General features: G+C 64.9%; 20 protein-coding genes. 13 read left to right on the top strand and 7 right to left on the bottom strand.

All coding sequences use genetic code 11. The annotated features are described in order from the left end of the window. Nucleotides 1-26: 26 nt before the first annotated feature. From hemC to NKI59_RS14610, 6 genes are all read left to right on the top strand, one after another. On the top strand, nucleotides 27-953 hold the full coding sequence (hemC, locus tag NKI59_RS14635) for a hydroxymethylbilane synthase (RefSeq protein WP_352704968.1): 927 nt from the start codon (nucleotides 27-29) through the stop codon (nucleotides 951-953). A 1-nt stretch (nucleotide 954) separates the two neighbouring features. Next, nucleotides 955-1662: a uroporphyrinogen-III synthase gene (locus NKI59_RS14630; protein WP_352704966.1), complete on the top strand. Its 708-nt coding sequence runs from the start codon at nucleotides 955-957 to the stop codon at nucleotides 1660-1662. A gap of 500 nt (nucleotides 1663-2162) precedes the next feature. Further along, nucleotides 2163-3653, top strand: coding sequence for a COG4223 family protein (locus NKI59_RS14625; protein ID WP_352704964.1), 1491 nt, complete (start codon nucleotides 2163-2165; stop codon nucleotides 3651-3653). A gap of 8 nt (nucleotides 3654-3661) precedes the next feature. Then, nucleotides 3662-5269 (top strand): heme biosynthesis protein HemY, encoded by a 1608-nt coding sequence (locus tag NKI59_RS14620; RefSeq protein ID WP_352704962.1) that lies wholly within the window; start codon nucleotides 3662-3664, stop codon nucleotides 5267-5269. Between the two features lie 39 nt (nucleotides 5270-5308). Next, a complete protein-coding gene (locus tag NKI59_RS14615) occupies nucleotides 5309-5788 on the top strand; it encodes a tellurite resistance TerB family protein (protein ID WP_023678200.1) in 480 nt (159 codons plus the stop codon). Between the two features lie 18 nt (nucleotides 5789-5806). Beyond that, nucleotides 5807-6523, top strand: coding sequence for a glutamine amidotransferase (locus NKI59_RS14610; RefSeq protein WP_292657163.1), 717 nt, complete (start codon nucleotides 5807-5809; stop codon nucleotides 6521-6523). A 36-nt stretch (nucleotides 6524-6559) separates the two neighbouring features. Here NKI59_RS14610 and NKI59_RS14605 read toward each other — a convergent pair whose 3' ends face one another. The 6 genes from NKI59_RS14605 to NKI59_RS14580 all read right to left on the bottom strand — a co-directional run bounded on the left by NKI59_RS14605 (nucleotide 6560) and on the right by NKI59_RS14580 (nucleotide 14503). Next, nucleotides 6560-7765 (bottom strand): MFS transporter, encoded by a 1206-nt coding sequence (locus NKI59_RS14605; protein ID WP_352704960.1) that lies wholly within the window; start codon nucleotides 7763-7765, stop codon nucleotides 6560-6562. Between the two features lie 457 nt (nucleotides 7766-8222). Continuing rightward, nucleotides 8223-8687 carry a Ros/MucR family transcriptional regulator gene (locus NKI59_RS14600; RefSeq protein ID WP_352704958.1) on the bottom strand — a complete coding sequence of 155 codons (465 nt, stop codon included), beginning with the start codon at nucleotides 8685-8687 and terminating at the stop codon, nucleotides 8223-8225. 164 nt (nucleotides 8688-8851) lie between these two features. Next, nucleotides 8852-9556, bottom strand: a complete 705-nt coding sequence (locus tag NKI59_RS14595) for an ROK family protein (RefSeq protein WP_352704956.1) — start codon at nucleotides 9554-9556, stop codon at nucleotides 8852-8854. A gap of 19 nt (nucleotides 9557-9575) precedes the next feature. Then, nucleotides 9576-10952, bottom strand: coding sequence for a glucose-6-phosphate dehydrogenase (zwf, locus tag NKI59_RS14590; RefSeq protein ID WP_352704954.1), 1377 nt, complete (start codon nucleotides 10950-10952; stop codon nucleotides 9576-9578). A 22-nt stretch (nucleotides 10953-10974) separates the two neighbouring features. Beyond that, nucleotides 10975-11991 (bottom strand): phosphogluconate dehydrogenase (NAD(+)-dependent, decarboxylating), encoded by a 1017-nt coding sequence (gnd, locus tag NKI59_RS14585; RefSeq protein WP_352704952.1) that lies wholly within the window; start codon nucleotides 11989-11991, stop codon nucleotides 10975-10977. 100 nt (nucleotides 11992-12091) lie between these two features. Next, nucleotides 12092-14503 (bottom strand): glucan 1,4-alpha-glucosidase, encoded by a 2412-nt coding sequence (locus NKI59_RS14580; RefSeq protein ID WP_352704950.1) that lies wholly within the window; start codon nucleotides 14501-14503, stop codon nucleotides 12092-12094. A gap of 217 nt (nucleotides 14504-14720) precedes the next feature. Between NKI59_RS14580 and NKI59_RS14575 the strand changes: the two genes are divergently transcribed. The 5 genes from NKI59_RS14575 to NKI59_RS14555 all read left to right on the top strand — a co-directional run bounded on the left by NKI59_RS14575 (nucleotide 14721) and on the right by NKI59_RS14555 (nucleotide 21419). Next, nucleotides 14721-15734 (top strand): ABC transporter substrate-binding protein, encoded by a 1014-nt coding sequence (locus tag NKI59_RS14575; RefSeq protein ID WP_352704948.1) that lies wholly within the window; start codon nucleotides 14721-14723, stop codon nucleotides 15732-15734. A 74-nt stretch (nucleotides 15735-15808) separates the two neighbouring features. Then, nucleotides 15809-17302 carry a sugar ABC transporter ATP-binding protein gene (locus tag NKI59_RS14570; RefSeq protein ID WP_352704998.1) on the top strand — a complete coding sequence of 498 codons (1494 nt, stop codon included), beginning with the start codon at nucleotides 15809-15811 and terminating at the stop codon, nucleotides 17300-17302. A gap of 1 nt (nucleotide 17303) precedes the next feature. Beyond that, entirely contained in the window at nucleotides 17304-18278 is a 975-nt protein-coding gene (locus tag NKI59_RS14565; RefSeq protein ID WP_352704946.1) for an ABC transporter permease, read from the top strand. A 2-nt stretch (nucleotides 18279-18280) separates the two neighbouring features. Continuing rightward, nucleotides 18281-19228 carry an ABC transporter permease gene (locus tag NKI59_RS14560; RefSeq protein WP_352456288.1) on the top strand — a complete coding sequence of 316 codons (948 nt, stop codon included), beginning with the start codon at nucleotides 18281-18283 and terminating at the stop codon, nucleotides 19226-19228. 121 nt (nucleotides 19229-19349) lie between these two features. Further along, nucleotides 19350-21419: a 3-hydroxyacyl-CoA dehydrogenase NAD-binding domain-containing protein gene (locus tag NKI59_RS14555; protein WP_352704944.1), complete on the top strand. Its 2070-nt coding sequence runs from the start codon at nucleotides 19350-19352 to the stop codon at nucleotides 21417-21419. Nucleotides 21420-21427: 8 nt separating this feature from the next. Here the strand turns inward: NKI59_RS14555 and NKI59_RS14550 are convergent, their stop codons facing one another. After that, entirely contained in the window at nucleotides 21428-22240 is an 813-nt protein-coding gene (locus NKI59_RS14550) for a helix-turn-helix domain-containing protein (protein WP_292657193.1), read from the bottom strand. 114 nt (nucleotides 22241-22354) lie between these two features. On the opposite strand from NKI59_RS14550, the gene NKI59_RS14545 reads away from it, so the two are divergent. Both NKI59_RS14545 and NKI59_RS14540 read left to right on the top strand, forming a co-directional pair. After that, a complete protein-coding gene (locus NKI59_RS14545) occupies nucleotides 22355-23485 on the top strand; it encodes an ABC transporter ATP-binding protein (protein WP_352704942.1) in 1131 nt (376 codons plus the stop codon). Further along, nucleotides 23466-24629, top strand: coding sequence for an ABC transporter substrate-binding protein (locus NKI59_RS14540; RefSeq protein ID WP_352704940.1), 1164 nt, complete (start codon nucleotides 23466-23468; stop codon nucleotides 24627-24629). Before NKI59_RS14545 ends, NKI59_RS14540 begins: the two co-directional genes overlap by 20 nt. The last annotated feature ends 41 nt before the right edge of the window (nucleotides 24630-24670 follow it).

Genomic DNA, 24670 nt, shown 5'->3' with positions numbered 1-24670 from the left:
CCGGGGGTTATCACGGACGGCGCGTCATGCAAACAACCTTGAAAATCGGAACACGCGGCAGCCCGCTGGCGCTGGCGCAGGCGCATGAAACGCAGGCGCGACTGATGGCGGCGCATGGCATGCCGGCGGAAGCTTTCGAGGTGGTCGTCATCTCGACCAGCGGCGACCGCATCCAGGACCGGCCGCTGTCGGAAGCCGGCGGCAAGGGCCTGTTCACCAAGGAGATCGAGGAGGCGCTGCTGGCGCGCCGCATCGACATCGCCGTGCATTCGTCGAAGGACATGCCGACGCTGTTGCCCGAGGGGCTGGAACTGTCCGCGTTCCTGCCGCGCGAGGACGCGCGCGATGCCTTCATCGGCAAGGCGGCGCGAACGATTGCCGGCCTGCCGCAAGGCGCCAGGGTCGGTTCGTCGTCGCTGCGGCGCCAGGCGCTGATCCGGCGGATGCGGCCGGACGTCGAAGTGGTGATGTTTCGCGGCAATGTGCAGACGCGGCTGCGCAAGCTCGACGACGGCATCGCCGACGGCACCATCCTAGCCTATGCCGGGCTGAAGCGGCTCGGGCTCGAAGACGTCGTCACCGACCTGATGCCGCTCGAGGTCTTTCCGCCGGCGCCGGGGCAAGGCGCGATCTGCATCGAAAGCCGCATCGGCGACCGCGACGTGGAACAGATGCTGGCAGCGATCCACGACGGGCCGACCGGCGAAGCGCTGGCCTGCGAGCGCGCCTTCCTGGCGGCGCTCGACGGGTCCTGCCGCACGCCGATCGCCGGACATGCGACGATATCGGGCGGAACGGTTTCCTTTGCCGGGCTGATCATCTCGCCCGATGGCACGCAGTCGCATGAAGTCAGGCTGCAAGGGCCGGCGCAGGAGGCGGCGCGCATTGGCGCGGAAGCCGCGGCGACCGTTCGGGCCAAGGCCGACGAAAAATTCTTCGATGGCTGGACCTGACATGCTCCGCGTCCTTGTGACGAGGCCCGAACCGGGCGCGTCGCGCACGGGGCGCCGGCTTGCGGATGCCGGCTTTCAGCCGATCCTGCTGCCATTGACCGGAACCGTGGCGCTGCCGGTCGATGCCGGCGCGCTCGCTGACGCCGCGGCGGTCGCGGTCACCAGCGCCAACGGCGTTCGCCATGCGCCGAAAGAGGTCATCGCGGCGCTCGCCGGCTTGCCGTGCCACGCCGTCGGCAGGAAGACGGCGGAAGCCGCCCGCGCTGCCGGGTTCCTGTCGGTCAGCGAAGGCCCGGGCAATGCCGAGGCGCTGGCCGATGCGCTTGCTGGCGGTTACGCGGGGCAGACGATCTGCTATCTCTGCGGGCGGGTGCGATTTCCCGGCTTCGAGGAAGGGCTGTTGGCGTCGGGCGTTCAGGTCCGCGCCGTCGAGACCTACGACACCGTTGTGTTGGATTACTCCGACGAGGCCGTTCTTGCGCGCCTGTCCGCCCGGCCGGTCGAGGCGGTGCTGCTCTATTCGGCCAAGGCGGCCACCGCTATGCAGGCCCTGGCTAGCCGGCCGGTGCTGCGCGGTGTTTTTGAAAAGACGCGCTTTTTCGGATTATCGGGGCGCATCGCCGCGGCCTTGGGCGATGTCGCCGAGATCCGGATTGCGCCTGAGCCCAGCGAGGACGCGCTGCTGGGACTTTTGCAGGCGTCGCGCTGACCGGCATCCGCCGCTGCTCTGTGCCAGCTTGTTCCAAACATTGGCGCCGCCCCTCACCTGCCTGCCGGCATCCTCTCCCGTATAGTGACGGGGAGAGGGTGCCTTCGCCGAGGATTTCGCCAACCTCCGGCGTTGCAGAAGAAGCGTCGAGACGCGTGACAGCCCTTCTCCCCGTCACTATACGGGGAGAAGTGCCCGGCAGGGCGATGAGGGGCAGTCCCAACGTGGATGACTGCGCTCGGGCACATTTTGTTCTTGCTTTGTGCCGGCAGCTATGCTAGTAATTTGGTTATGGTGCTAATTGGCTCCAACGACCCGCCCGCCGAGGCGGGTTTTTTGTGTGCCGAGATGGGCCTTGGCTTGAAACGTGGATTCGGCCCTGCGGCGTTTTGCCAAAACTGAACTCCAAGCCGTGGCGTCATCACGCCGCCCCTTTTCACCGCTTGGTGATGTGCTAGACCCTTCAAACCATCCCGAAGCGAATTTTGCGGAGCCCGAGCATGGTCAAGACGCCGAAGATGCGGCATTCCAAGAGCCGCCGTGAGCCGGTGACCATCGAGCTTGAGCCTGGCGCCGTCTCGCGAGTCGCCGACGAACAGGATGCCGTGACCTCGCAGACCGACGAGGCGCGGGCCGAGGAAGCGGCGAACGCCTCGCAGCCGGAGCCACCTGAAGAGCCGGTGCATGCGGACCAGACCGATCTCGAGCCATGGGAACATGCCGACGCAGCCGCGCCGGCCGGCACGCAAGAGCCGGCGGACGCCGGCGTCGATTCTGCCAGGGAAGCGGAAACCCCTTATCCCGCCGGTTCGGATGCGCCGGCCGGGCGCTCCACGGTTTCCGACTACAGTTTCGAAGATGCATCCAGCGGAACCGGGGCCAACGAACCGGGGATCCCAGGTTCCGGCGAGAAGACAGCTGAGACGAGGGACGACCATATGGCAGCGCAGCCGAAGCGAAGCGGCATCAACGGCATCGCCGCCGGTATTATCGGCGGCGTCATCGCCCTCGCCGCGGCCGGCGGGCTGCAATTTGCCGGCCTGCTCGGTGCGCCGGGGTCGGGCGGCGTGTCGCTCGACGCGGTCAATGGTGAGATCGTTTCGCTGAAACGCGAGGTCGCGGACCTCAGACAGGCCGGCGCCAACAATGACGCATCGGCCAAGGTGGACGGGCTGTCGGCGGCGCTGGATCAGGTGAGGGCGGACGTTGCGACGTTGAAGTCGGCGGTCGAGCAAGGCGGTGCCGGCGACAATGCCGGCCTGGCAGCACTTGGCGACAAGATAAGGCAGATCGAGACGGCGGTTGCGGCCCTCGGCAAGGCCGGCGGTACGGCGCCGGTCGATCTCGGCCCGCTCAACGAAAGGCTGGCCGCGCTCGATGCGCTGGTGAAATCGGCCGGCGAGACGACAAAGGCGCAGGACAGCCGGCTTGCGGCCCTGGAACAGTCGGTTTCACAGATCTCGGGCAAGGTCGATGCACAGGCTTCGCAGCCGAAGATCGCACTGGCCATTGCCGCTTCGGCGCTCAAGGCAGCGCTCGACCGTGGTGCACCGTTCGCCGCCGAGCTCGAAACCTTTGCCGCGATCTCACCCGATGCACCCGAGATCGCGACGTTGCGCACCTATGCCGAAAAGGGCGTCCCGATGCGCTCCGAGATCGCCGCCGAAGCGGACGGCGCCGCCAACGCGATGGTCGCTGCCGCGACGCCCATCGACCAGAATGCCGGCATCCTGCAGAAGCTGCTGTCCAGCGCCGAATCGCTGGTCAAGGTCAGGCCGATCGGCGCCGTCGAAGGCACCGGCGTTCCGGAAACCGTCGCGCGCATGGAGGTCGCGGTCAACCAGGGCGACTACGCCAAGGCGCTCAGCGAATACGAAACCCTGCCTGAGGCGGCCAAGGCCGCCGGCGCCGACTTTGCCGGCAAGCTGAAAATGCGGATGGAGGTCGAGACGCAGATCGATTCGCTCATCGCCGGCGCAATGAAGGCGTGAGGAACCCAATGATCCGCATCCTCGCCTTCCTTGCCGTCGTCTTTGCGCTCGGGCTCGGCTTCGCCTGGCTGGCCGACCGGCCGGGCGAAATGCTCGTCACCTTCAACGGCTATCAATACCAGGTCAGCCTGATGGTCGCGGCGGTGGCGGTCGTTGCCGTGGTTGCCGCGGTGATGATCGTCTGGTGGCTGGTCAAGGCGCTGTGGAACAGCCCCTATACGATCTCGCGCTATTTCCGCGTGCGTCGCCGCGACCGCGGCTACCAGGCGCTGTCGACCGGGATGATCGCCGCCGGCGCCGGTGACGGCGCGCTCGCCCGCAAGAAGACCAAGGAAGCGGCAAAGCTGATCCGCTCCGATCAGGAGCCACTGATCCAGCTGCTCGACGCGCAGGCCTCGCTGCTCGAAGGCGACCATGAAGGCGCCCGCGAAAAGTTCGAGACCATGCTCGATGATCCCGAAATGCGGCTGCTCGGCCTGCGCGGGCTTTATCTCGAGGCCGAGCGGCTCGGCGACCGCAACGCAGCCCGCCACTATGCCGGCCGTGCCGCGGCGGTGGCGCCGCAACTGGCCTGGGCGGCCGAATCGACGCTGGAAGACCTGACCGGACGCGGCGACTGGGATGGCGCGCTGAAACTGGTCGACGCCCAGAAGTCGACCCGGCAGATCGAGCGTGACGCCGCCAACCGGCGCCGCGTCGTGCTGCTGACCGCCAAGGCGCAGGCGCTGATCGACAGCGATGCCAATGCCGCCCGGACGGCGGCTCTGGAAGCCAACCGGCTGCGGCCGGATTTCGCGCCGGCGGCGGTCGTCGCGGCGAAATTGCTGTTTAGGCAGAACGACGTGCGCAAAGGCTCGAAAATCCTCGAGGCGGCGTGGAAGGCCGAGCCGCATCCGGAGATCGCCGAGCTCTACACCCATGCCAGGCCGGGCGATGCCGTGCTCGACCGGCTGAACCGGGCAAAGAAGCTGCAGGAGCTGAAGAAGAACCATGCCGAGTCCTCGCTTGCCGTGGCGCGCGCCGCGCTAGATGCGCAGGATTTTTCAACCGCCCGCCGGGAGTCGGAAGCCGCCATCCGCATGGATCGCCGCGAAGGCGCCTATCTGCTGCTGGCCGATATCGAGGAGGCCGAAACCGCCGACCAGGGCAAGGTGCGGCAGTTGCTGTCGAAAGCGGTGAGAGCGCCGCGCGACCCGGCCTGGGTCGCCGACGGCGTCGTCTCCGAACGCTGGGCTCCGGTATCGCCGATCACCGGCAGGCTCGATGCATTCGAATGGCGGGCGCCGATGGAGCGGCTCGGGCAGTTGATCGACGGTCATGAGGATACGCCGGAGGCGCCGGTGCCGGCCATCGCGGCTCCAGCCAGGCCGGTACAGGAAAGAGCCGGGACGATCGAGCACACGGCGGAGACACCGGGCACAGCGACCGAGGAGAAGACGGACGACCGTGCCGGCGAGGATCATGTGACACCAATCACCGCGGCGGCGTTTGCCCAAGTGCCGGAAGATGCCGAGGCCGTCGAGCCGGCGCAGGAGCTGACGCGGCTGCCCGACGACCCCGGCGTCGATCCAGACGACGCGGCGGATAAATCGACGCGCCGGTTTCGTTTGTTCTGATCAGGGTCGAGTGGACCCGGGCTTATTGGGAATGATTTGATGTTCGAACGCGTTTTGTCGTTTCTAAGGGATCTGCCGTCCGGTGGTGGCGCCAGCCCCAGCGCCGACGATCCCCGCATTGCCGCGTCCGCCCTGCTTTTTCACGTGATGAACGCCGACGGGGTGCGCCAGGATACCGAATGGGAACGGTTCAAGAAGGTGCTGGCGGAAAGCTACTCGATCAGCGGCGACGAACTCGACGCGTTGGCGGCTGCCGGCGAGCGGGCCGACAATGAGGCGATCGACCTCTACGCTTTCACCAGCGTGCTCAAGCGCCATCTCGACGCCGAGGCGCGAAAGGCCTTCATCGGCCTGATGTGGGAGATCGTCTATGCCGATGGCGAGCTGCACGAGCTCGAGGACAATACCGTGTGGCGGGTCGCCGAGCTGATCGGCGTCGAACGTCGCGACCGTGTCGAGGCGCGCCTCAAGGCGGCCGCCGCGGCTCCTGGTGCTGCCGGAACCTCAAGCGACGAATAGACAGGATCCCGCCTTCCAATGCCGCCCAAGCCAAGTCCGAGACCAAAGATCCTGATCGTGCTGCATCAGGAGCATTCGAGCCCCGGACGGGTCGGCCATATGCTTATCGAGGAAGGCTTCGACCTCGACATCCGCCGACCGCCGCTCGGCGAGGCCTTGCCGCAGACGCTGGATGGCCATGCCGGCGCCGTGGTGTTCGGCGGGCCGATGAGCGCCAATGACGGCGACGAGTTCGTCCGCCGCGAGACCGACTGGCTCAAAATTCCGCTCAACGAGAACCGGCCGCTGCTTGGCATCTGCCTCGGCGCGCAAATGCTGGTCAAGCATCTTGGCGGCAGGGTCGAGGGCCATGGCGAGGGCCTCGTCGAAATCGGCTGGTATCCGCTGAAGGCAACCGAAGCGGGCAGCAGGCTGATGCATTGGCCGGAGATGGTCTATCAGTTCCATCGCGAAGGGTTTTCGCTGCCGAAGGACGCGACGCTTTTGGCGACGGCCGAAACCTATCCCAACCAGGCCTTCCGCTATGGCGACAATGCCTGGGGCATTCAGTTCCATGGCGAATTGACCCGGGCGATGATGCAGCGCTGGGTGGTGCGCGGCGCGCACCGCTTCGAACTGCCCGGCGCGCAGCCCGGCCGCGACCATCTCGGCGGCCGGCTGATCTGGGACATGCACCTCAAGCGCTGGCTCGGCGAGTTCCTGCCGATGATTTTCGGCAAGCCGGCGCTGCGGTAATCAGTTTCGCCCCCTGAGATGACGCACCTTGCGCAGCTACGGGAACAGCACCGCCCATAGGCCGGCAACAGCGATCGCCCCGACACCTCCGACCACCACGGCCGGAACCGTGCCGATCAACGCCGCCATGGTACCGGCGCGGAATTCGCCGAGCTCATTGGAAGCGCCGACAAACACCTGGTTGACAGCGTTGACGCGGCCGCGAACGTCGTCCGGGGTCCACAGCTGGATCAGCGTCTCGCGGATATATACGCTGAACATGTCGGTGGCGCCGAGCAGCGCAAGGGCCGCAATTGACAGCCAGGTGATGGTCGAGAGGCCGAACAGAACCGTGAACGCGCCGAACAGCGCGACGAAGCCGAGCATGACAAGGCCGGCATGGTTGCGGATCGGGTGTCCGGCCAGCCAGATGGCGACGCAGATGGCGCCGACGCCGGGCGCCGAGCGCAACAGGCCGAGCCCCCATGGGCCGAGTTCGAGGATATCGCGCGCGTAGACCGGCAGCAGCGCCGAGGCGCCGGACAGGAGCACCGCAAACAGATCGAGCGAAATCGCGCCGAGCACGATCTTTTCGCTCCAGATATAGCCGAAGCCGGCGAACAGGGTCTGTACCGTCGGCCTGTCGGTCCGGCTGCGCTGGGCAGGCTTCGGGATGGTGAAGATCAGCACGGCGGCAACCAGCATCAGCACGGCGGCGGTGGTGTAGGCGGCTTCGGCTGAAAGCCCGTAGAGCAGGCCGCCGGCGACCGGCCCGACGATGGTTGCCGTCTGCCAGGCGGACGAGTTCCAGGCGATGGCGTTGGCGAAATCCTCGGGCGGCACCAGATTGGCGAACAGCGATGAGGAGGCCGGCCCGAAGAAGGCGCGCGCCATGCCGAACATGGCGAGCACGATGAAGACCGGCATTGGCCCGGAAAGGCCGCGCAGCGTCAGCAGCAGAAGGGCCAAAGCGCAGCCCGCCTCGACCAGCACCGCCAGCGCCATGATCAACCGGCGCCCGAAACGGTCGGCAACGTCGCCGGTGACCAGCACCAGCAGCAGCGAAGGCAGGAACTGGACGATGCCGACAAGGCCGAGGTCGAACGGGTCGCGGGTGAGATCGTAGATCTGCCAGCCGACGGCGACCGACACGATCTGGGTGGAGAATGTCGAGAGGAAGCGCGCCGCCCAGTAGCTCAGGAACGGCCGGTGGCGAAAGGCGGCATAGCGCTGGTAGGATGGTACTTGGGATTCTGTGGTCATGGAATAAGGCCCCGTGGCGGCGATGTCGGCCGACGGGGCACTTCCACGATGGGCGCTGGTCCGGCCAAGAGAGCCTTTAGCGCAGTTCGGCACGGGGCGCGCGCAAAAATCCGGCCTGGCTCCAGCTTTTTTCAGGCTGCCATACCAATTGCAGGCGGCAACCACGCTCGGCGGAGATGGAGAGGGTTATTTGGCGCGCAGGTCGAGTTCCTTCGCGCCCCCCTCTGTCCTGCCGGACATCTCCCCCTCAAGGGGGGAGATTGGACGTCGCGACGTCCTTCGCCAGTCTCCGGCTTCGAAGGCAATTTGTACGTTCAAAGATTTGTACGTTTAAAGAGTAGCGCCATCGGCGAGGCAGCTGATCTCCCCCCTTGAGGGGGAGATGTCCGGCAGGACAGAGGGGGGCGCTGTCCCGCCAATCTTCGAGGCTTGCGTTTGCAGGGCTTCGAACGATGCTTTAGGCCGTCGCCTTGGCCTTCCTGCCCCGGCCCTTGACGGGCGTGGGCGGGGGGGCTTTGCGGCCGAGGCCGATCGCCTTGGCCAGTTGCGAACGCGAGGCCGCGTAGTTGGGGGCGACCATCGGGTAGTCCGACGGCAGGCCCCATTTGGCGCGATAGGCGTCGGGCGTCAGCCCGAAATGAACGCCGATATGGCGCTTCAAGGATTTGAACTTCTTGCCGTCCTCGAGACAGATGATGTAGTCCGGCGTCACCGATTTCTTGGGATTGACGGCAGGCGTCAGCGGTGCGGCGACCGGCACTGCCGGTTGCCCGAGCCCGCCTATGGCAGCGCTGACGCTGGCGATGAGGTCGCCGAGGCCGGAAGACGGCAAGCGGTTCTTCTCGACATAGGCGGACACGATATGGGCGGTCAGCTCGAGCAGGTCGATATTTTTGCGAGCGTTGTTGCTGTCGTCGGTCAATCTATTTCTCCGTCCGTGGGGGTCGCAGAAATTCCTAGTCGGCAAATCTGCGCAATGCAATGACGCCGCACCACGTCACACATTATTTTGAATAATAATACTAACGGCAGCGCGGGATTAACAACCCTGAGCCGGTGCTCGATAATATCAGACAATCAGCAATATCAAATAATCAGGGATTTGTCGCGCCATAGTCGAAATCCGCCCTCGAAGGCGCGTGTGTTGTCGCCGCGTCTGCAATCGGCGGGCAAGTCGGTGAGTTCGTCGACATTGCCGCCGCCGATGACCACGTAATCCGGCTGCATGGCGGCGCGAAGCCGGTCGACCACGTCGAAGACGTGTTTGCGCCATTTCTTCTTGCCGCGCTTTTGCAGGCCGCGTTCGCCGACATAGTCTTCGAAACTGCCGCGCTTCTTGTAGGGAAGATGGGCAAGCTCCATCGGCTGGGCAACGTTATCAACGATCATCGCGGCCCCCAGGCCGGTGCCGAGGCCAAGGAACAGCATGCGGCCGCCCTCATAACTGCCGATGGCCTGCATGAGCGCATCGTTAACGACCTTGACCGGTTTGCCGAACTCGGCGGCGAAATCGCAGCCGACCCAGCCCTTGCCGAGATTGGCGGGTTCGGTCAGCGGCCGGTTGTGGTGCACCGGGCCCGGATAGCCCATCGAGACGACATCGTAGTGCAGCCCTTCGGCGAGCGCCTTCACCGCCGCGACCATCTGCTGCGGCGTAAGCTCCGGTCCGGAAGCGGTCTTGCGCTCGTCGCCGCCGGCGCTGGTGCGGATCTTGACGTGCGAGCCGCCGATATCGATCGCAAGCACGATCTTTTCTTCCTCCGATGCCGGTTGCTTCACCGCCTTGGTCATCGCTTTCGCCTCCCAGAAATCATTTCGCTGGATTGATCCAGCCGCTCGGCGGCCCGAATCCAGCCATGGCTTCGGCCGGCCCCCACGTCTTTGGCGCGTAGACAGGGGGCGGCGTGGTGTCGCCGAGCACCGGGCCGACGATGCGCCAGGCGAGCTCGCTGGCGTCCTGACGGGTGAACAGCTGGCCGTTGCCGTTCATGGCGTCGCCGATCAACCGCTCGTAAGGCGGCATGTCGCCCTTCGAATCGTCGAGCGCGGTGAGCTCGACCTGCTCACCGACCATGTCATCGCCGGGTGCCTTGCGCCGGGCTCCGATCGAGATCGCCACCTGAGGAGCGATGCGGAAGCGCACGTGATTGCAGTCGCCGGGCTTGATCGGATCGAAGACGTCGAGCGGCGGCCGCTTCAGCCGCACGATGACCTCGGTGGCGTGCACCGGCAGGGATTTGCCGGCGCGAATGAAGAACGGCACATCCTGCCAGCGCCAGGTATCGACGAAAAAGCGCACCGCCGCGAAGGTCTCGACCGGCGAGTTCGGCGCCACGCCCGGCTCGTTGAGATAGCCGTCGAACTGGCCGCGCACCACATCGTCCCTGGTCAGTGTCCGGATCGCCCGCAGGACCTGCACCTTCTCGTCGATGAGATCGTCGGCCGAGCGGCCGACCGGCGGTTCCATGGCGAGCAGCAAGAGGATGTTGAGCAGATGGTTTTCAATGACGTCGCGAATGCAGCCGACCTCGTCATAGAAGCGGCCGCGGCCCTCGACGCCGAAATCCTCGGCCATGGTGATCTGCACGCTCTCGACGTAATTGCGGTTCCAGATCGGCTCGAGGAAGGAATTGGCGAAGCGGAAATAGAGCAGGTTCTGGATCGCCTCCTTGCCGAGATAATGGTCGATGCGGAAGATCGACTTTTCGTCGAAGACCAGATGCAGCACCCGGTTCAGCCAGCGCGCCGATTGCAGATCGTGGCCGAACGGCTTTTCCACCATCAGGCGCGCACCCTGGGCGGCGCCCGACTGCTCCAGCCCCTGGACGACCACCTCGAACATCGCCGGCGGCACCGCCAGATAGTGCAGCGGCCGCTCAGCGCTGCCGAGCGCGGTCTTCAGCTTCTCGAAGGTCGCAGGCGCCCGATAGTCGCCGCTGACATAGCGCAGCAGCGATGCAAGCCTGGCAAAGATCTTGTCGTCGATGCTGCCCAAGGCGTTGACGATGCCGTCGCGGGCGCGCGCCTGCAGCTTGGCGAGGTCCCAGGGATCGAAGGCGACGCCGATCACCGGCTCGTTCAGCGTCCCTTTGGCCACCATGGCGTAAAGGGCGGGGAAGATCTTCTTGTGGGCGAGATCGCCGGTGGCGCCGAAAAGCACCAGCGTGTCCGATCGTTCCTGGCTCATGGGCGTGCCTCCCTGTCGCCCGTCACGAGCCGGCCTTGGGTTTTTCGACATGGCCGCCAAAGGCATAGCGCATGGCGGACAGAAGCTTGTCGGCGAATTCGGATTCGCCTTGCGAGGAGAACCTGTCGAACAGCGCCGAGGACAGCACCGGCGCCGGCACGCCGGTGTCGATCGCCGCCTTCAGCGTCCAGCGGCCTTCGCCGGAATCCGAGACCCGCCCGCCGAACTGCGTCAGCGACGAATCGGCCTTCAGTACGCCGGCCGTCAGGTCGAGCAGCCACGAGCCGATGACGCTGCCGTGCCGCCAGACCTCGGCCACCTCAGCGATGTCGATGTCGAACTGGTAATATTGCGGGTTTTCCAGCGGGCTGGTTTCGGCGTCGGCGGTGCGCTGCCGTTTGCCGGCATTCGCAGACTTAAGGATGTTCATGCCCTCGGCATAGGCGGCCATGACGCCATATTCGATGCCGTTGTGGACCATCTTGACGAAATGGCCGGCGCCGCTCGGTCCGCAGTGGAGATAGCCGAAGGGCGAGGTTCCGGCATCCCTGGCAGGGGCGGGCGAAGCGGCGTCGGCGCCCGGCGCCAGCGTTGCGAAGACCGGATCGAGATGCTGGACCGCGCTGTCGGGGCCGCCGATCATCAGGCAGTAGCCGCGCTCGAGGCCCCAGACGCCGCCGCTGGTGCCGACATCGACATAGCTCAAGCCTTTCAAGGCGAGGCGCGCGGCGTGGTCGACGGCCTCGTGATAATAGGAATTGCCGCCGTCTATGATGATGTCGCCCGGCTCCATCAGGGCAGCCACCTGGTCGACGATCCTGCCGGTGATCGCCGCAGGCAGCATCAGCCAGGCGCTGCGCGGCTTCGCCAGCTTGCCGACGAACTCCTCCATCGAGGCGGCTCCGACCGCGCCGGCGCTCACAAGCGCGGCGACGCTCGCCGGGTTGATATCGTAGACGACGCATTCGTGGCCATCACGCAGCAGGCGCCGAACCATGTTGGCGCCCATCCGGCCCAGTCCCATCATTCCTATCTGCATGGTCTCGTCCTGCCTTACTTGAGGGATCGATGATCTAGTGGCGCTGTGATTGAAGCATGATCTTTTCCGAAAACCGGTCTCCACTTTGCGGGATCATGCTCTATCCGGTATCGCCGATGCCGACAGAAAAGTCAGCATTCTCCCAATGGCCGCTATCGGGCCAGAAGAAAGTGAAGACAATGCTATTGCCCGGGCTATTGCCCGGAGCAATCTCGGCAACCTGCAATTCCGCAAGATGGATGCCGAAAGCATTCGCGGTGGTCTCGGTGTCATGGACGGTTGCCCAATTGTCGCTGCTCCAATGAACCACCGCCCGGGCCAGAAGTTCGATGCGCAGCGCCTTGCCTGCCGGGATGGTACGGATCTTGTGGTTGAAGCGCCATGCCCTGAAGCGCGACACCGTCCTGCCCTCGATATAGCGCTTGACGCCTTGCGGCGGCATGTCGAACACCGTGCCGTCGCGCAGCGACCGCAGCAGCTTGATGTGCTCGGAATGCGCCCAGGCCAGCGGCTTGGCGCTGCCGGAGGGCCCGCCATGCCGCAATTCGCGCTCCGGCATGTCGGGACCGTCCCAGACCTGCTCCGGTAGCAGGCCGCCCGGTCCGGCAGAGTTCTCGAACGTCCTGAGCAGGCTTGCCGCACTATCCCTGCGGCCTGCCGCCAGCTCGTAATGAGCGCGCTCGCCGACCAGCAGCGGCCAGGGCCGGCCCCGGCCGGTTCCATCGAAGGGCGCGCCGTCGGCATGCTCGCCATAGCCATCGCCATTGTAGCGGTACCAGAGCGAGCCCTGCGGCAGTTCGCAGCGCAATTGCGCGTCGATGACCTTGACGGTGTCGAGGATGCGCGGATCGTCGGCCGCCCTGAGGCCGAAGCGGACCAGCGCTAGTGCATCGGGGCTGACGATCGCCTTGGCCGGGCGGTCCGTATCGGCCGGCGGGCGGTTCTTGATCGGGACGTAGCCGTCTTTCGGCGATGCCGCGCCGGCTTTGTCGGGCGGCGCAATGCGGACATAGTGGCCCTCGACGCTGGCTTGCTCGCATGCGGCGGTGCCGGCGACGTAGGTCCAGCGCTCGATCTGATCGTTCCAGACGTCGGCGGTTTCGCGCAGATAGCTTGCCGGCTCGGCTTTGCCGGCGGCATCGAAGATGTCCGCAGCCGCTAGCAATGCGGCGATCTCGACGGCAAGTGTGAACGGGCTGTAGCCGGCGTCTTCTTCCCAGCGGTCCTCGCCGGTGACCGGGCCGTTGCGCACGACATAGGCGGCAGCGCGCTCGATCATCGGCATGAAGGAGGAGAGTGCGGCAGGCGGCAAATGGCCGGCGCGGCGCAGTGCGTCGGCAAGCAGCAGCGGGAAGGCGCATTCGTCCATCTGGATGCCCGGCCAATAGGCCGATCCGTCGAGCCAGGCGTTCTGCGGCCAACGGCCGTCCGGCTCCTGGATCGCGCGCAGATAGCCAAGGATGCGCAAGGCTTCCGCCGGGTCGCCGGCGGCGAGGAAGCCGCCGGCGGTTTCGACCAGATCGCGCGGCCAGACCAGGTGATAGCCGCCGAGGTCGTCGTCGCCCTTGTTGAAGCCCCACGGGATCGACAGGCTGGCAACGGCTGCTCCGGCAGACGAGCGGTGTGCCGCCAGCACCGCCGTGCTGAGGCGGTAGCTGTTAAGGCCGGACGCCGCATGCCGGTCCAGCGGCAGCAATCCGGCCTGCCATTGGTGCCATTTGTCGACGTAGGATCTGGCTGCGGGCCCAAAACCTTGCTTCAGGCTGGCGAAAGCAGTTTCCGCCGCCTGTTGCGGCGTCGTGCCGAAGCCCAGTGCCAGCAATATTTTTGGGTTCGCGGCCGAAAAGGCGATCTCGCCGGTCAGCGCGACATTGCCGTCCTCGGCCCTGCGGTAGGCCGCATCGAGCCGGCCGCCTTGACGCAGCTGCTGCCAGCCGTCGGAGACGCCGACATAGCCGGCCGAGCACACCTTCCACGGCAGCGACGAGGCGAGCGCCAGGCAGGTGCCGCGTCCCGATGCAAACAGGACAGGCTGTCCTTCATGGTCGTCGATCCAGGCGGTGTTGCCCATGCCGGCGTTGACGAGGTGCGGTGCCAGTAGCGCGTAGACGCGGTAGTCGGCGGCCGCGCCTTTGAGCGGCGTGAACATAATCTCCTGCAGCAAGACGGGACGTTCCGGATCCGTCAGGATGCGCTTTTCGATCCTGTAGGTTCCATCGCTTGCGGTGTTGACCAGCCGGTAGGCAGGCACCCCGTCCGCCAGGGGTTCGATACTGTGTTCGGCGTCACGTTTTTCTTCCGAGAAATAGCCGTCGGGTCCGGTGACGATCAGCCCCAGATCGCGGGTGCATGCGCTATCGAGGCGCGGGTAGTAGATCTCGTTGAGGATACCGTGGCTGATGGTGAACCAGATCGGGCAGGCCGGTGAAAGCGCGGTGCCGACGCCGCTCTTGGCGCTCGAGGTCCAGCGCGCCGGAATGCCGGGTGCACCCGGGGCAAGGTTCGTCGCCATTCAATCGGTCTCCAGTGCCATCCCTAGACCAGGAGTCGAACCGGTTTCAATGATTGACCGCAAGTTGATCGCCGGCCATGGATTGCTGTTGACAGCTTGCCGCCTATCTGCATTTGTCTGATAATAGATAAAAAACAAGATTGTGAGCGTATCAGCCAATACCCACCAGCCAGCCATTAACCACCAGTAAGACAGCAACTCACGGGAGGAGTATGACATGAGGAAAATATTCGTTTTGGGGGCTTTTGCGGCGATGCTCGCCGCAGGTACCGCGCTTGCCGACACCAGCGGCAAGAAAATCGCCTTCTCCAACAATTACGCCGGCAATTCCTGGCGGCAGGCGATGCTGGACAGCTACGCCATCGTTACCAAGAAGGCGGTTGCCGACAAGGTGGTCGGCGCCGCGGACGTCTTCACGACGGCCGACAAGGAAGTGCCGACGCAAGCAGCCCAAGTGCAGAACCTGATCCTGCAGGGTTATGACGCGATCGTTATCAACGCGGCGTCTCCGGATGCGCTCAACGGCGCCATCAAGCAGGCCTGCGACGCCGGCATCGTCGTCGTCTCCTTCGACGGCATCGTCACCGAACCCTGCGCCTACCGCGTCGTCGTCGACTTCAAGGACATGGGCAAGCAGGAAGTCGAGCAGATGGCCAAGTTCCAGCCCAAGGGCGGCAACCTGCTGGAAATCCGCGGGCTCGCCGGCACCTCGATCGACGATGCCATCCATGCCGGCATCCTCGAAGGCGTCGCTGCCCATCCCGAGTTCAAGATCGTCGGCTCGGTGACCGGCGACTGGGACCAGACCACGGCACAGAAAGCCGTAGCGACGATCCTGCCTTCGCTGCCGGATGTTGTCGGGGTCGTCGACCAGGGCGGTGACGGCTACGGCGCGGCGCAGGCTTTCGCCGCCGCCGGCAAGCCACGCCCGACCATCATCATGGGCAATCGCCAGGACGAATTGCAGTGGTGGAAGGAGCAGAAGGAAAAGGACGGTTACAAGACCTGGTCGGCATCGATCGCACCGGGCGTATCGACGCTTGCCTTCTGGGTGGCGCAGCAGGTGCTCGACGGCCGCACCGACGTGCCGCACGACCTGCTGGTGCCCTATCTTGCCTTCACCCAGGACGATTTCGAGGCCGCGCTGCCGAAGATTCCGAAGGGCGGCGTCGCCAGCCACGAATACACGCAGGAAGACGCCATCGCCGCGATCAAGGCCAACATCAAGTGAGCATGGCACTATTGTTGCCGCCACGGATAACCGGGTATCGTTGAGGGATGCCCGAGGCCAATGCAGACATCATCATGCCGGACGGCGCCGAAAAGCTTTTCGGCGCCGTCAGTTTGGACATCATAAGACTGGACGGAGCCGAAAAACATTTCGGCGCCGTCAGGGCGCTCGCCGGTGTCGATTTCAGCGTTCGTGCCGGAGAATGCGTCGGTCTCGTCGGCCATAACGGTGCGGGAAAATCGACGCTCATGCATATGGTAGCGGGCACGCTTGCCCCCGACAGCGGGCAGATCGCGGTCCGCGGCGGTGTCGAGGCAAGTTATTCGGTGCCGCGCGCGCAGCAGCTCGGCATACGCTGTGTTTTCCAGGAACTGTCGCTCTGCCCGAACCTCAGCGTCGCCGAGAACACGCGGATCAACCACGCGTCGCTGCATGGCTTCGGCTGGCGGCGCAAGGCGGCCGATCTGATCGCCGCCAAGCTCGACGAGATCTTCCCCGGCCACAGCATCTCGGCATCCGATATCGTCGGTGATCTTTCCATCACCAGCCGGCAGATGGTGGAGGTGGCGCGCGCCTTCACGGTCACGCAGGAGCCGCTCGAGCTGGTTATCCTCGACGAGCCGACATCCTCGCTCGACGCGCATACCGCCGGCCAGCTGCTGGCGTTCGTGCGCCGCTTCATCGCCGCCGGCAAGAGCTGCATCCTGATCTCGCATGTGTTGGGCGAAGTGCTCGGAAATGCCGACCGCATCGTGGTGATGCGCGACGGCAAGGTGGTCACCGCCGGGCAGGCCGACGCCTTCGACCGCGACAGGCTGGTGACGGCGATGGGCGGAGCGGAGGCGCGCGAGAAGACCGCCGCAGAGATTGCGAGCGGCAAGCCGGAGCCCGGCCCGCTGCGGGTCCGGGCGCGCCCGGCGCGACAGCAGGACGGCAACGAGCTCGTCGCCCGTGCCGGTGAGATCATCGGGCTTGCCGGGCTTGCCGGGCATGGGCAGACCGATCTTTTGCTGGCGATCTTTGCCGCGGCTTCCCGCGCCAAGACCGGCATCGAGGTTACCGCGCCGGTGGCGCTGGTTGCCGGCGACCGCCAGTCGGACGGGATTTTTCCGCAATGGTCGATCGCCGAGAACATCGGCATCCGTTCGCTGGCGCGATTGCGCAACGGCCTTTTGATCTCGCCGCAGCGTGAAGCCGAGCTCGCCGAGTTGTGGCAGCGGAAAATCGGCATCCGTACGCCCGACATGAACAACAACATCTTCTCGCTGTCCGGCGGCAACCAGCAGAAGGCGCTGTTCGCGCGGGCGCTCGGCTCCGACGCCAAGATCGTGCTGATGGACGATCCGATGCGCGGCGTCGACATCGGCACCAAGCTCGAAGTCTACGACCTGGTGCGCGAGGAGGCTCGCCATGGCCGCACTTTCCTCTGGTACACCACCGAAACCGAAGAGCTCGACAATTGCGACCACATCTATGTGTTCAAGAACGGCCGGATCGTCGCCAACCTTCGTCGCGACGAACTGACGGAGGAAAAGATCATCCAGTCGTCGTTCGGCGATGCGGCCTGAGATGACAGCGGTATCCGTCGAGAATGGGCTAAAATCTTCGGCTCGCGCCACGAGGCGGGCGCGCATGCTGCGCAGCCTGCTGCCGGCACTGTCGCTGGCGCTGGTGCTCATCGCCATCGCCTGGCTCAACCCGCGCGCCATCAGCTATTTCGGTTTCAGCCTGATGCTCAATCTGGCGATCCCGATCGCTCTGGCGACGATCGCGCAGATGTTCGTCATCGCCGGCAACGAGCTCGATCTGTCGATTGGCACCTTTGTCGGCTTCGTCGGCTGCGTGACGGCGACATGGCTGAAGGACGCGCCGCTGCTCGGCGTCGTGATCCTGCTCGGGTCGATCGGCGTCTACGCGCTGCTCGGCGCGCTGATCCATCTGCGCAACCTGCCCTCTATCGTGGTGACGCTCGGCATGAGTTTTGTCTGGCAGGGCATGGCCATCCTCATCCTGCCCAAGCCCGGCGGCAAGGCGCCGGACTGGCTGCTGGCGCTGATGGCCTTCAAGCCGCCCTTCATTCCGTTCCCGATCATCGCGGCATTGCTGATCGCGGCCGTCGTCCACTTTTGCCTGATGCGCACCTCCTACGGCGTCATCCTGCGTGGATCGGGCGGCAATTCAGCCGCACTCAAACGCGCCGGCTGGTCGCTGCTCCGCACCAAAATCGCGCTGTTTGCGCTGACCGGCCTGTTCGGCGTTTTGTCCGGCATGGCGCTGATCGGCATCACCACCTCGGCCGATGCCAATATCGGCAATGGCTACACGCTGCTTTCGATCGCCGGCGTCATCCTCGGCGGCGGCGAGTTCGTCGGCGGCCGGGTGTCGCCGATCGGCGCCGTCATCGGCGCGTTGACGCTGGCGCTGGCGGCATCGCCCCTCTTGACGTTCATGCACATTCCGCCCGACTGGCAGGTCGCCGCCAATGGCGCCATCCTGATCATCGTGCTGGCGGCGCGGGTGCTGATCAGCCGCAGGGAGAGGTGAGCATGGCCTCGCTGCGGACGCTGCTCGCCAGGCCCTGGATCTGGTCGTTCTTCGGGGCGCTACTAGTGTGGCTGGCGACCATCGCCTTCACCGGCGGCTACGGCGGCGGCGGCATGATCACGGCGGCACTGTCGCTCGCCGTCTTCACGGTCATCGTCGGCGTCGGGCAGATGTTCGTCATCACGCTCGGGCCGGGCAATGTCGACCTGTCGCTGCCGGCCAATATCGGCCTTGCCAGCGCCGTCGCCATGAAGGTCATGGACGGCAATGATGCGATGATCGCGGTCGGCCTGCTGGCAGCGCTTGCCTGCGGCATGGCGATCGGCGCCGTCAACTATCTGCTGATCTGGGCGCTGCGCATTCCGCCGATCATCGCGACGCTGTCGGCCAGCTTCGTCATCCAGTCGGTCGATATCAGCTACGGGCGGGGCCTGCAGATCAAGCCGCCGCCGGGCTTTGCCGATTTCACCAACTGGCAGATCTTCGGCATTCCGGTGCTGGCGATCCTCACCGTGCTGTTCACCATCGGCGCCGGCATCGTTTTGCAGCGCATGATCTACGGACGCTCGGTGCTGGCGATCGGCCAGAACATCCGCGCTGCCTGGCTGGCCGGCGTCAATGTCGGCCGCACCCGCTTCCTCACCTACACGCTGTCGGGCGCGCTCGGCGGCCTCGACGGCGCACTGCTCGCCGGCTATTTCCGCGGCGCCAATGTCGATATCGGCAATGAGTATCTGCTGGCCTCGATCGCCGTCGTCGTCATCGGCGGCACGTCGGTGGCGGGCGGCAAGGCCAATGTGCCGGGGGTCTGGGGCGCGGCACTGTTCCTGGTGCTGCTGTTGACCATGCTCAACACGTTCGGCGTGAGCGTCGGCGTCCGCCTGGTGCTGACCGGGCTGATCATCGTCGGCGTCATCACCGCCGCCGGTGGGCAGAAGGCGCTGCGCTAAGGCAAGGCCACCCGGCGGCGAGGGGATATCGATCCGGCCCGCAAAACACGTGGTTCCCATCCGCATGCCAGCGCTGTAAATCCCGTCGCGCTATTGGCCAACATCATTGCGTGAGGTTTTCGTGTCCGATTTCGTCAGCACTACAAGGCACGGCAACGTCGCGGTGGTGAGCATCGACAATCCGCCGGTCAACGCGCTGAGCTTCCATGTGCGCGATCCGCTGATGCAGGCGCTCGTTTCCCTGCGCGACGAGCCGTCGGTCGGAGCAATCGTGATAGCATGCGCCGGGCGGACCTTCGTCGCCGGCGCCGACATCACCGAATTCGGCAAGCCGGCGCGGCAACCGGACCTGGGCGCCCTAGTCGCCATGCTGGAAACCATCGCCAAGCCGACGGTCGCGGCCATTCACGGCACTGCGCTCGGCGGCGGCCTGGAACTGGCGCTCGGCTGCCATTTCCGTGTTGCCGACCGAACGGCAAGGCTCGGCCTGCCGGAAGTCAAGCTCGGCCTGCTGCCGGGCGGCGGCGGCACGGTTCGCCTGCCGCGCTTGGTTGGTCCGCTGAAGGCACTCAGCATGATCGTTTCGGGAACGCCGATCGGTGCGGCCGAGGCGCTCGCCGCCGGCCTGGTGGATGCCGTCTTCGATGGCGACCTGACCGCGCAAGCGGTGAGTTTCGCCAACGAAACGGCCGCGAAAGGCGGTCCGTTCACGCCGGTGCGCGACCGCAATGATCGCCTCGACCAGGCCGACTTGCCGGCGTTCGACAAGGAAGCGGCAGTGCTTGCCGGCAAAGCACGCGGCCTCGAGGCGCCGATCGCCTGTGCGCAGTCGGTCCGCAACGCCCTGACGCTGCCCTTCGACGAAGCGCTGGCGGCGGAGCGCGACCTGTTCGTCAAACTTGTCGCCGGGGACCAATCACGCGCGCAGCGGCATTTGTTCTTCGCTGAACGTGAGGCGGCAAAGATTGCCGGCAAGGACGTCGTCAGGCGCAAGATCGCCCGGGTCGGCGTCATCGGCGCCGGCACGATGGGCGGCGGCATCGCCATGGCGTTCGCCAACGGCGGCGTCCCCGTGACCTTGCTGGAAGCGACACACGAGGCCTTGCAGCGTGGGCTGGCGACGATCAACAAGAATTATGCCGTTTCCGTCATCCGCGGCTCGCTGAGCGAAGACGCCAAGCGCCAACGGCTTGGGTTGTTCAAGGGTTCCACCGACTATGCCGATCTTGCCGATTGCGACCTGATCGTCGAGGCCGTGTTCGAGGAGATGGCGGTCAAGAAGGATGTCTTCGGCAGGCTCGATGCCGTGGCCAAAGCGGGCGCGATCCTCGCCACCAACACCTCCTATCTCGACGTCAACGAAATCGCCGCTTCGACGTCGCGGCCGCAAGATCTCCTCGGCATGCATTTCTTTTCGCCGGCTAACGTCATGAAGCTTTTGGAAATCGTCCGCGCCGACAAGACTTCGCCCGAGGTGCTGGCGACTATCGTCGATCTGGCACGGCGGATCGGCAAGGTGCCGGTCGTTGTCGGCGTCTGCCATGGCTTCGTCGGCAACCGCATGCTGGCGGCGCGCGGTGCGGAACTGGAGACGCTTCTGCTGGAAGGCGCAATGCCGCGCCAGGTCGACCAGGTGTTCACCGATTTCGGCTGGCCGATGGGGCCGTTCGAGATGAGCGATCTCGCCGGCCTCGACATAGGCTGGCGCAACCGCAAGGCGCGTGGCCAGACGGCCGTGATCGCCGATGCGTTGTGCGAACAGGGACATTTCGGCCAGAAGACCGGCAGCGGCTTCTATCGCTACGAAGGCGGTTCGCGCACGCCGCTGCCCGATCCCGATGTCGAGGCGCTGATCCGCAACAAGGCTGCCGAGCGCGGTATTGCACCGCGCGCGATCGGCGCCGAGGAGATCATCGAGCGGACGCTCTATCCGATGATCAACGAGGGCGCCAAAATCCTCAAGGAAAAGATTGCCGCCCGCGCCTCCGATATCGACGTCGTCTGGGTCAACGGCTACGGCTTCCCGGTCGGCAAGGGCGGGCCGATGTTCTGGGCGAGCCTCGAAGGCGTGGACAAGATCATCCGGCGGCTGGACCACTGGCACCAGCAGACCGGCAAGGATGTCTTTCGAGTGGCACCCCGGCTCAGGCAGATGGCCGAAACCGGTTCCTGGGACGGCGCTGCCGGCTGAACTTGGGACTACCGAATCCGTGCGTCCATGATCTCGACAAAACGCGCGAACAGACCCGCCTGCGACTTTATCTTGAGCTTGCGGTAAATGTTACGGCGATGAACTTTTACGGTTCCCGGCACGATGCGCATCGCCCTGGCAATCGATTCCGTGGAATGGCCCTGAAGCACCAGATCGACGACATGCTGTTCGCGCGGCGTGAGCGAAAGGCTCTTCCAGATGTGAGCACGTTCGAACTCACTGACCGGAGCAATCGCCTCGTCTTGCTTCGTCCCAACCGGTCCGTCAGCCGGAAGGGTAGGCCAGCGCAGCCTGACGAGGCTGATCACCGCAGGCGCCATGTCGCGCAGCAACCTGGCATCGGCGGTTCCGAACGGCCCCGAAGCGCGCAATCGCATCAGCGAGACCACCAGCGCGTCCTTTCCCGGCAGCGGCACGAAAAAGCCGACCTCCTCCGCAAGCCTGGTCTGGCTGTAATAGGAGCGGTAATATTCGCTGGCATAGAAGCGATCCGGCGCCAATTCGCGCATGCGCCAAAAGCCTTCCTTGCGCTCGACTGCCGCATGGTGGAACGGATCGAGCAGATAAGGCCCTTCCTGATAGAGCGCGACGAAGACGTGACTTTCGGCCGGCGAGAATGTCTCGAACAGCAGCGGCGGGCGTGAGGCGCCGCGATAGCCGAAGATCACGCAATGATCGAAGCTGACATGCTGGCGGAGCCAGGCGACCATCGCCTTGCCGAAAAGCTCGCCGCTGGTCTCCCGCGTCGCTGCGATGAGCGCAGCGAGCCGGCTGTATTCATCGCTGCGTGAAACGCCCAATTCATACCCCTCCAGACGAGAAAATAGACGAAATATACCACCTGGGAGGTATATACTAGCCGCCATTGGCTCTGATAGCGTTTCGAGACCAACTAGCCGCTGGAGCCCGCAGCTTTGACCGCAGTGCCCGACATCGAGTTTCGCGGGGTCACCAAACGCTACGGCAGCGTGATCGCGGTCAGCGGCATCGATCTTGCCATCCCGCCGTCTGCCTTTGTCGCGTTGCTCGGGCCGTCCGGCTGCGGCAAGACAACCTGTTTGCGCATGATCGGCGGTTTCGAACAGCCAAGCGAAGGTGTGGTATTCATCCGTGGCCGCGACATGGCCGGCACGCCGCCCTATCGGCGGCCGGTCAACATGGTGTTCCAGCAATATGCGTTGTTTCCGCATCTGGATGTGGCGGACAACGTCGCCTATGGCCTACGCCAGGCGCGGCCGCGCCTGTCGTCGCGGGAGATCAGCCTGAAGGCAGGCGAGGCGCTCGCCATGGTTCGGCTTGCCGGCTATGGACGCCGCAAGATCCATGAGCTTTCCGGCGGCCAGCAACAGCGTGTCGCCCTGGCGCGGGCGCTGGTCAACAAGCCGGCGGTGCTGCTGCTCGACGAGCCCCTGGCGGCGCTCGACAAGAAGCTGCGCACCGACATGCAGATAGAGCTGCAGAACCTGCAGCGCGAGATCGGCATCACCTTCGTCCTGGTCACCCACGATCAGGAAGAGGCACTGTCGATGAGCGATTTCGTCTGCGTCATGAATGGCGGGCGCATCGTCCAGCTTGGGCAGCCGAGCGAAATCTACGACGAACCCGCCGACCTCTTCGTCGCCGATTTCGTCGGCAAGACCAATCTCTTGAGCGGCAAGGTCGTCGGGCTCTCGGGCAAGCTCGTCGAGGTAGCGCTTGCCGACGGCACCGTCATCGCCGCGCGCAAGCGCACTTCGGTAGCCCAGGGCGAAGCCGTCTCGGTCAGCCTGCGTCCTGAATCCCTAAGTCTCGGCGCGCCCGGAAGCGGCCGGCTGAACGGGCTTGTCCGCAACCGGATCTTTCTCGGTTCCACCGCGGAATATGCAATCGAGGTCCAAGGCATCGGGACACTGCTCGCCAAGGCCGATCATCTGGTTGGCGGTGGAAATCTCTTCAAGCCGGGTGAACCCGTCGCCGTCGGCTTTACAGCCGGAACGCCGCTGGCGTTTCCGGAGAATAACGGGACCAACCAGAGGGAAAACAAAAATGTCGAAATCGTATCGTGACGGACTGCCGATAAGCCCTGAAAAATTCGTCGACCAGTTGATGCGCCTCAAGCGCGGTTCCATCGGCCGCCGCGAGTTCCTTGGCCTCACCGGCCTAGGCATCGCAACGGCAGTAATGGCCCGCGAACTCGGCATCGTGCCGTCGCCAGCCTTCGCCCAGGAGGGGCTTGGCGACCGCATGTCGATTGCCACCTGGCCCAATTATCACGACCCGGCGACGTTCGAGAATTTCAAGGCCGAAACCGGCGTTGCCGTCGAGGTGAACGTGTTCGGGTCAAACGAGGAGATGCTGGCCAAGCTGCAGGCCGGCGCCTCGGGCTGGAGCCTTTTCGTTCCGACCAACTACACGATCTCGACTTACAAGAAGCTTGGCATCATCGAAGCGCTGGATATGGCCAAGCTTGCCAATTATGACGGCTCGCAAGAAGACCCGCGCTTCACTGGGGAAGGCACCATTGATGGGGTGACCTACGCTGTGCCGAAGAATTGGGGCACCACCGGATTTGCCGTCAACACCAAGAAACTGACCAAGCCGATGACGAGCTGGAAGGAATTCTGGGACACGGCCATGGCGGAGGGCGACGGCCGGACCATGGTTCATGATTACCAGCTGACCACGATCGGCAACGCGCTGAAATATTTCGGCTTCTCGTTCAACTCGCTGAAGCCGGACGAACTCGCCAAGGCGGAGGAATTGCTGCTGAAGGTCAAGCCGCATCTGTTCGCGGTCTCTAGCGACTACCAGCCGTCGATGCGTGCCGGCGACGCCTGGATGACGATGTGCTGGACCAATGACGGGGCGCAGCTCCACCGCGACATCCCCGAAATCGCCTACGTGCTTGCCAAGGAAGGCGGCGAGATCTGGACCGACTTCTACGCAATACCCAAGGATGCGCCGAACAAGCCTGCCGGCTATGCCTTGCTCAACTATTTGATGAATCCGAAAGTCGCGGTCAAGGAGCACCTGGCCAACGGTGCGCCTTCCACCGATGCGCGGGTCAATGCGCTGCTGCCCAAGGAGGTGCTGGACAATCCGATCCTCTATCCGGCGGCGGATCTGCTGAAGCCGCTCGAATTCGGTGCGGCTGCAACGCTAACCGATCCGGGCCGGGCCGAATTGATGGCACGCTTCAAGTCGGCTTGAACCGGGCAGGCCACAGGCTCGATGCAGGCAACTACCTGGCG

Source organism: Mesorhizobium sp. M0598, from assembly GCF_040320865.1.
In the GTDB taxonomy this organism is placed as follows: Bacteria; Pseudomonadota; Alphaproteobacteria; order Rhizobiales; family Rhizobiaceae; genus Mesorhizobium.
This window is presented reverse-complemented; position numbering and strand designations above follow the sequence as displayed.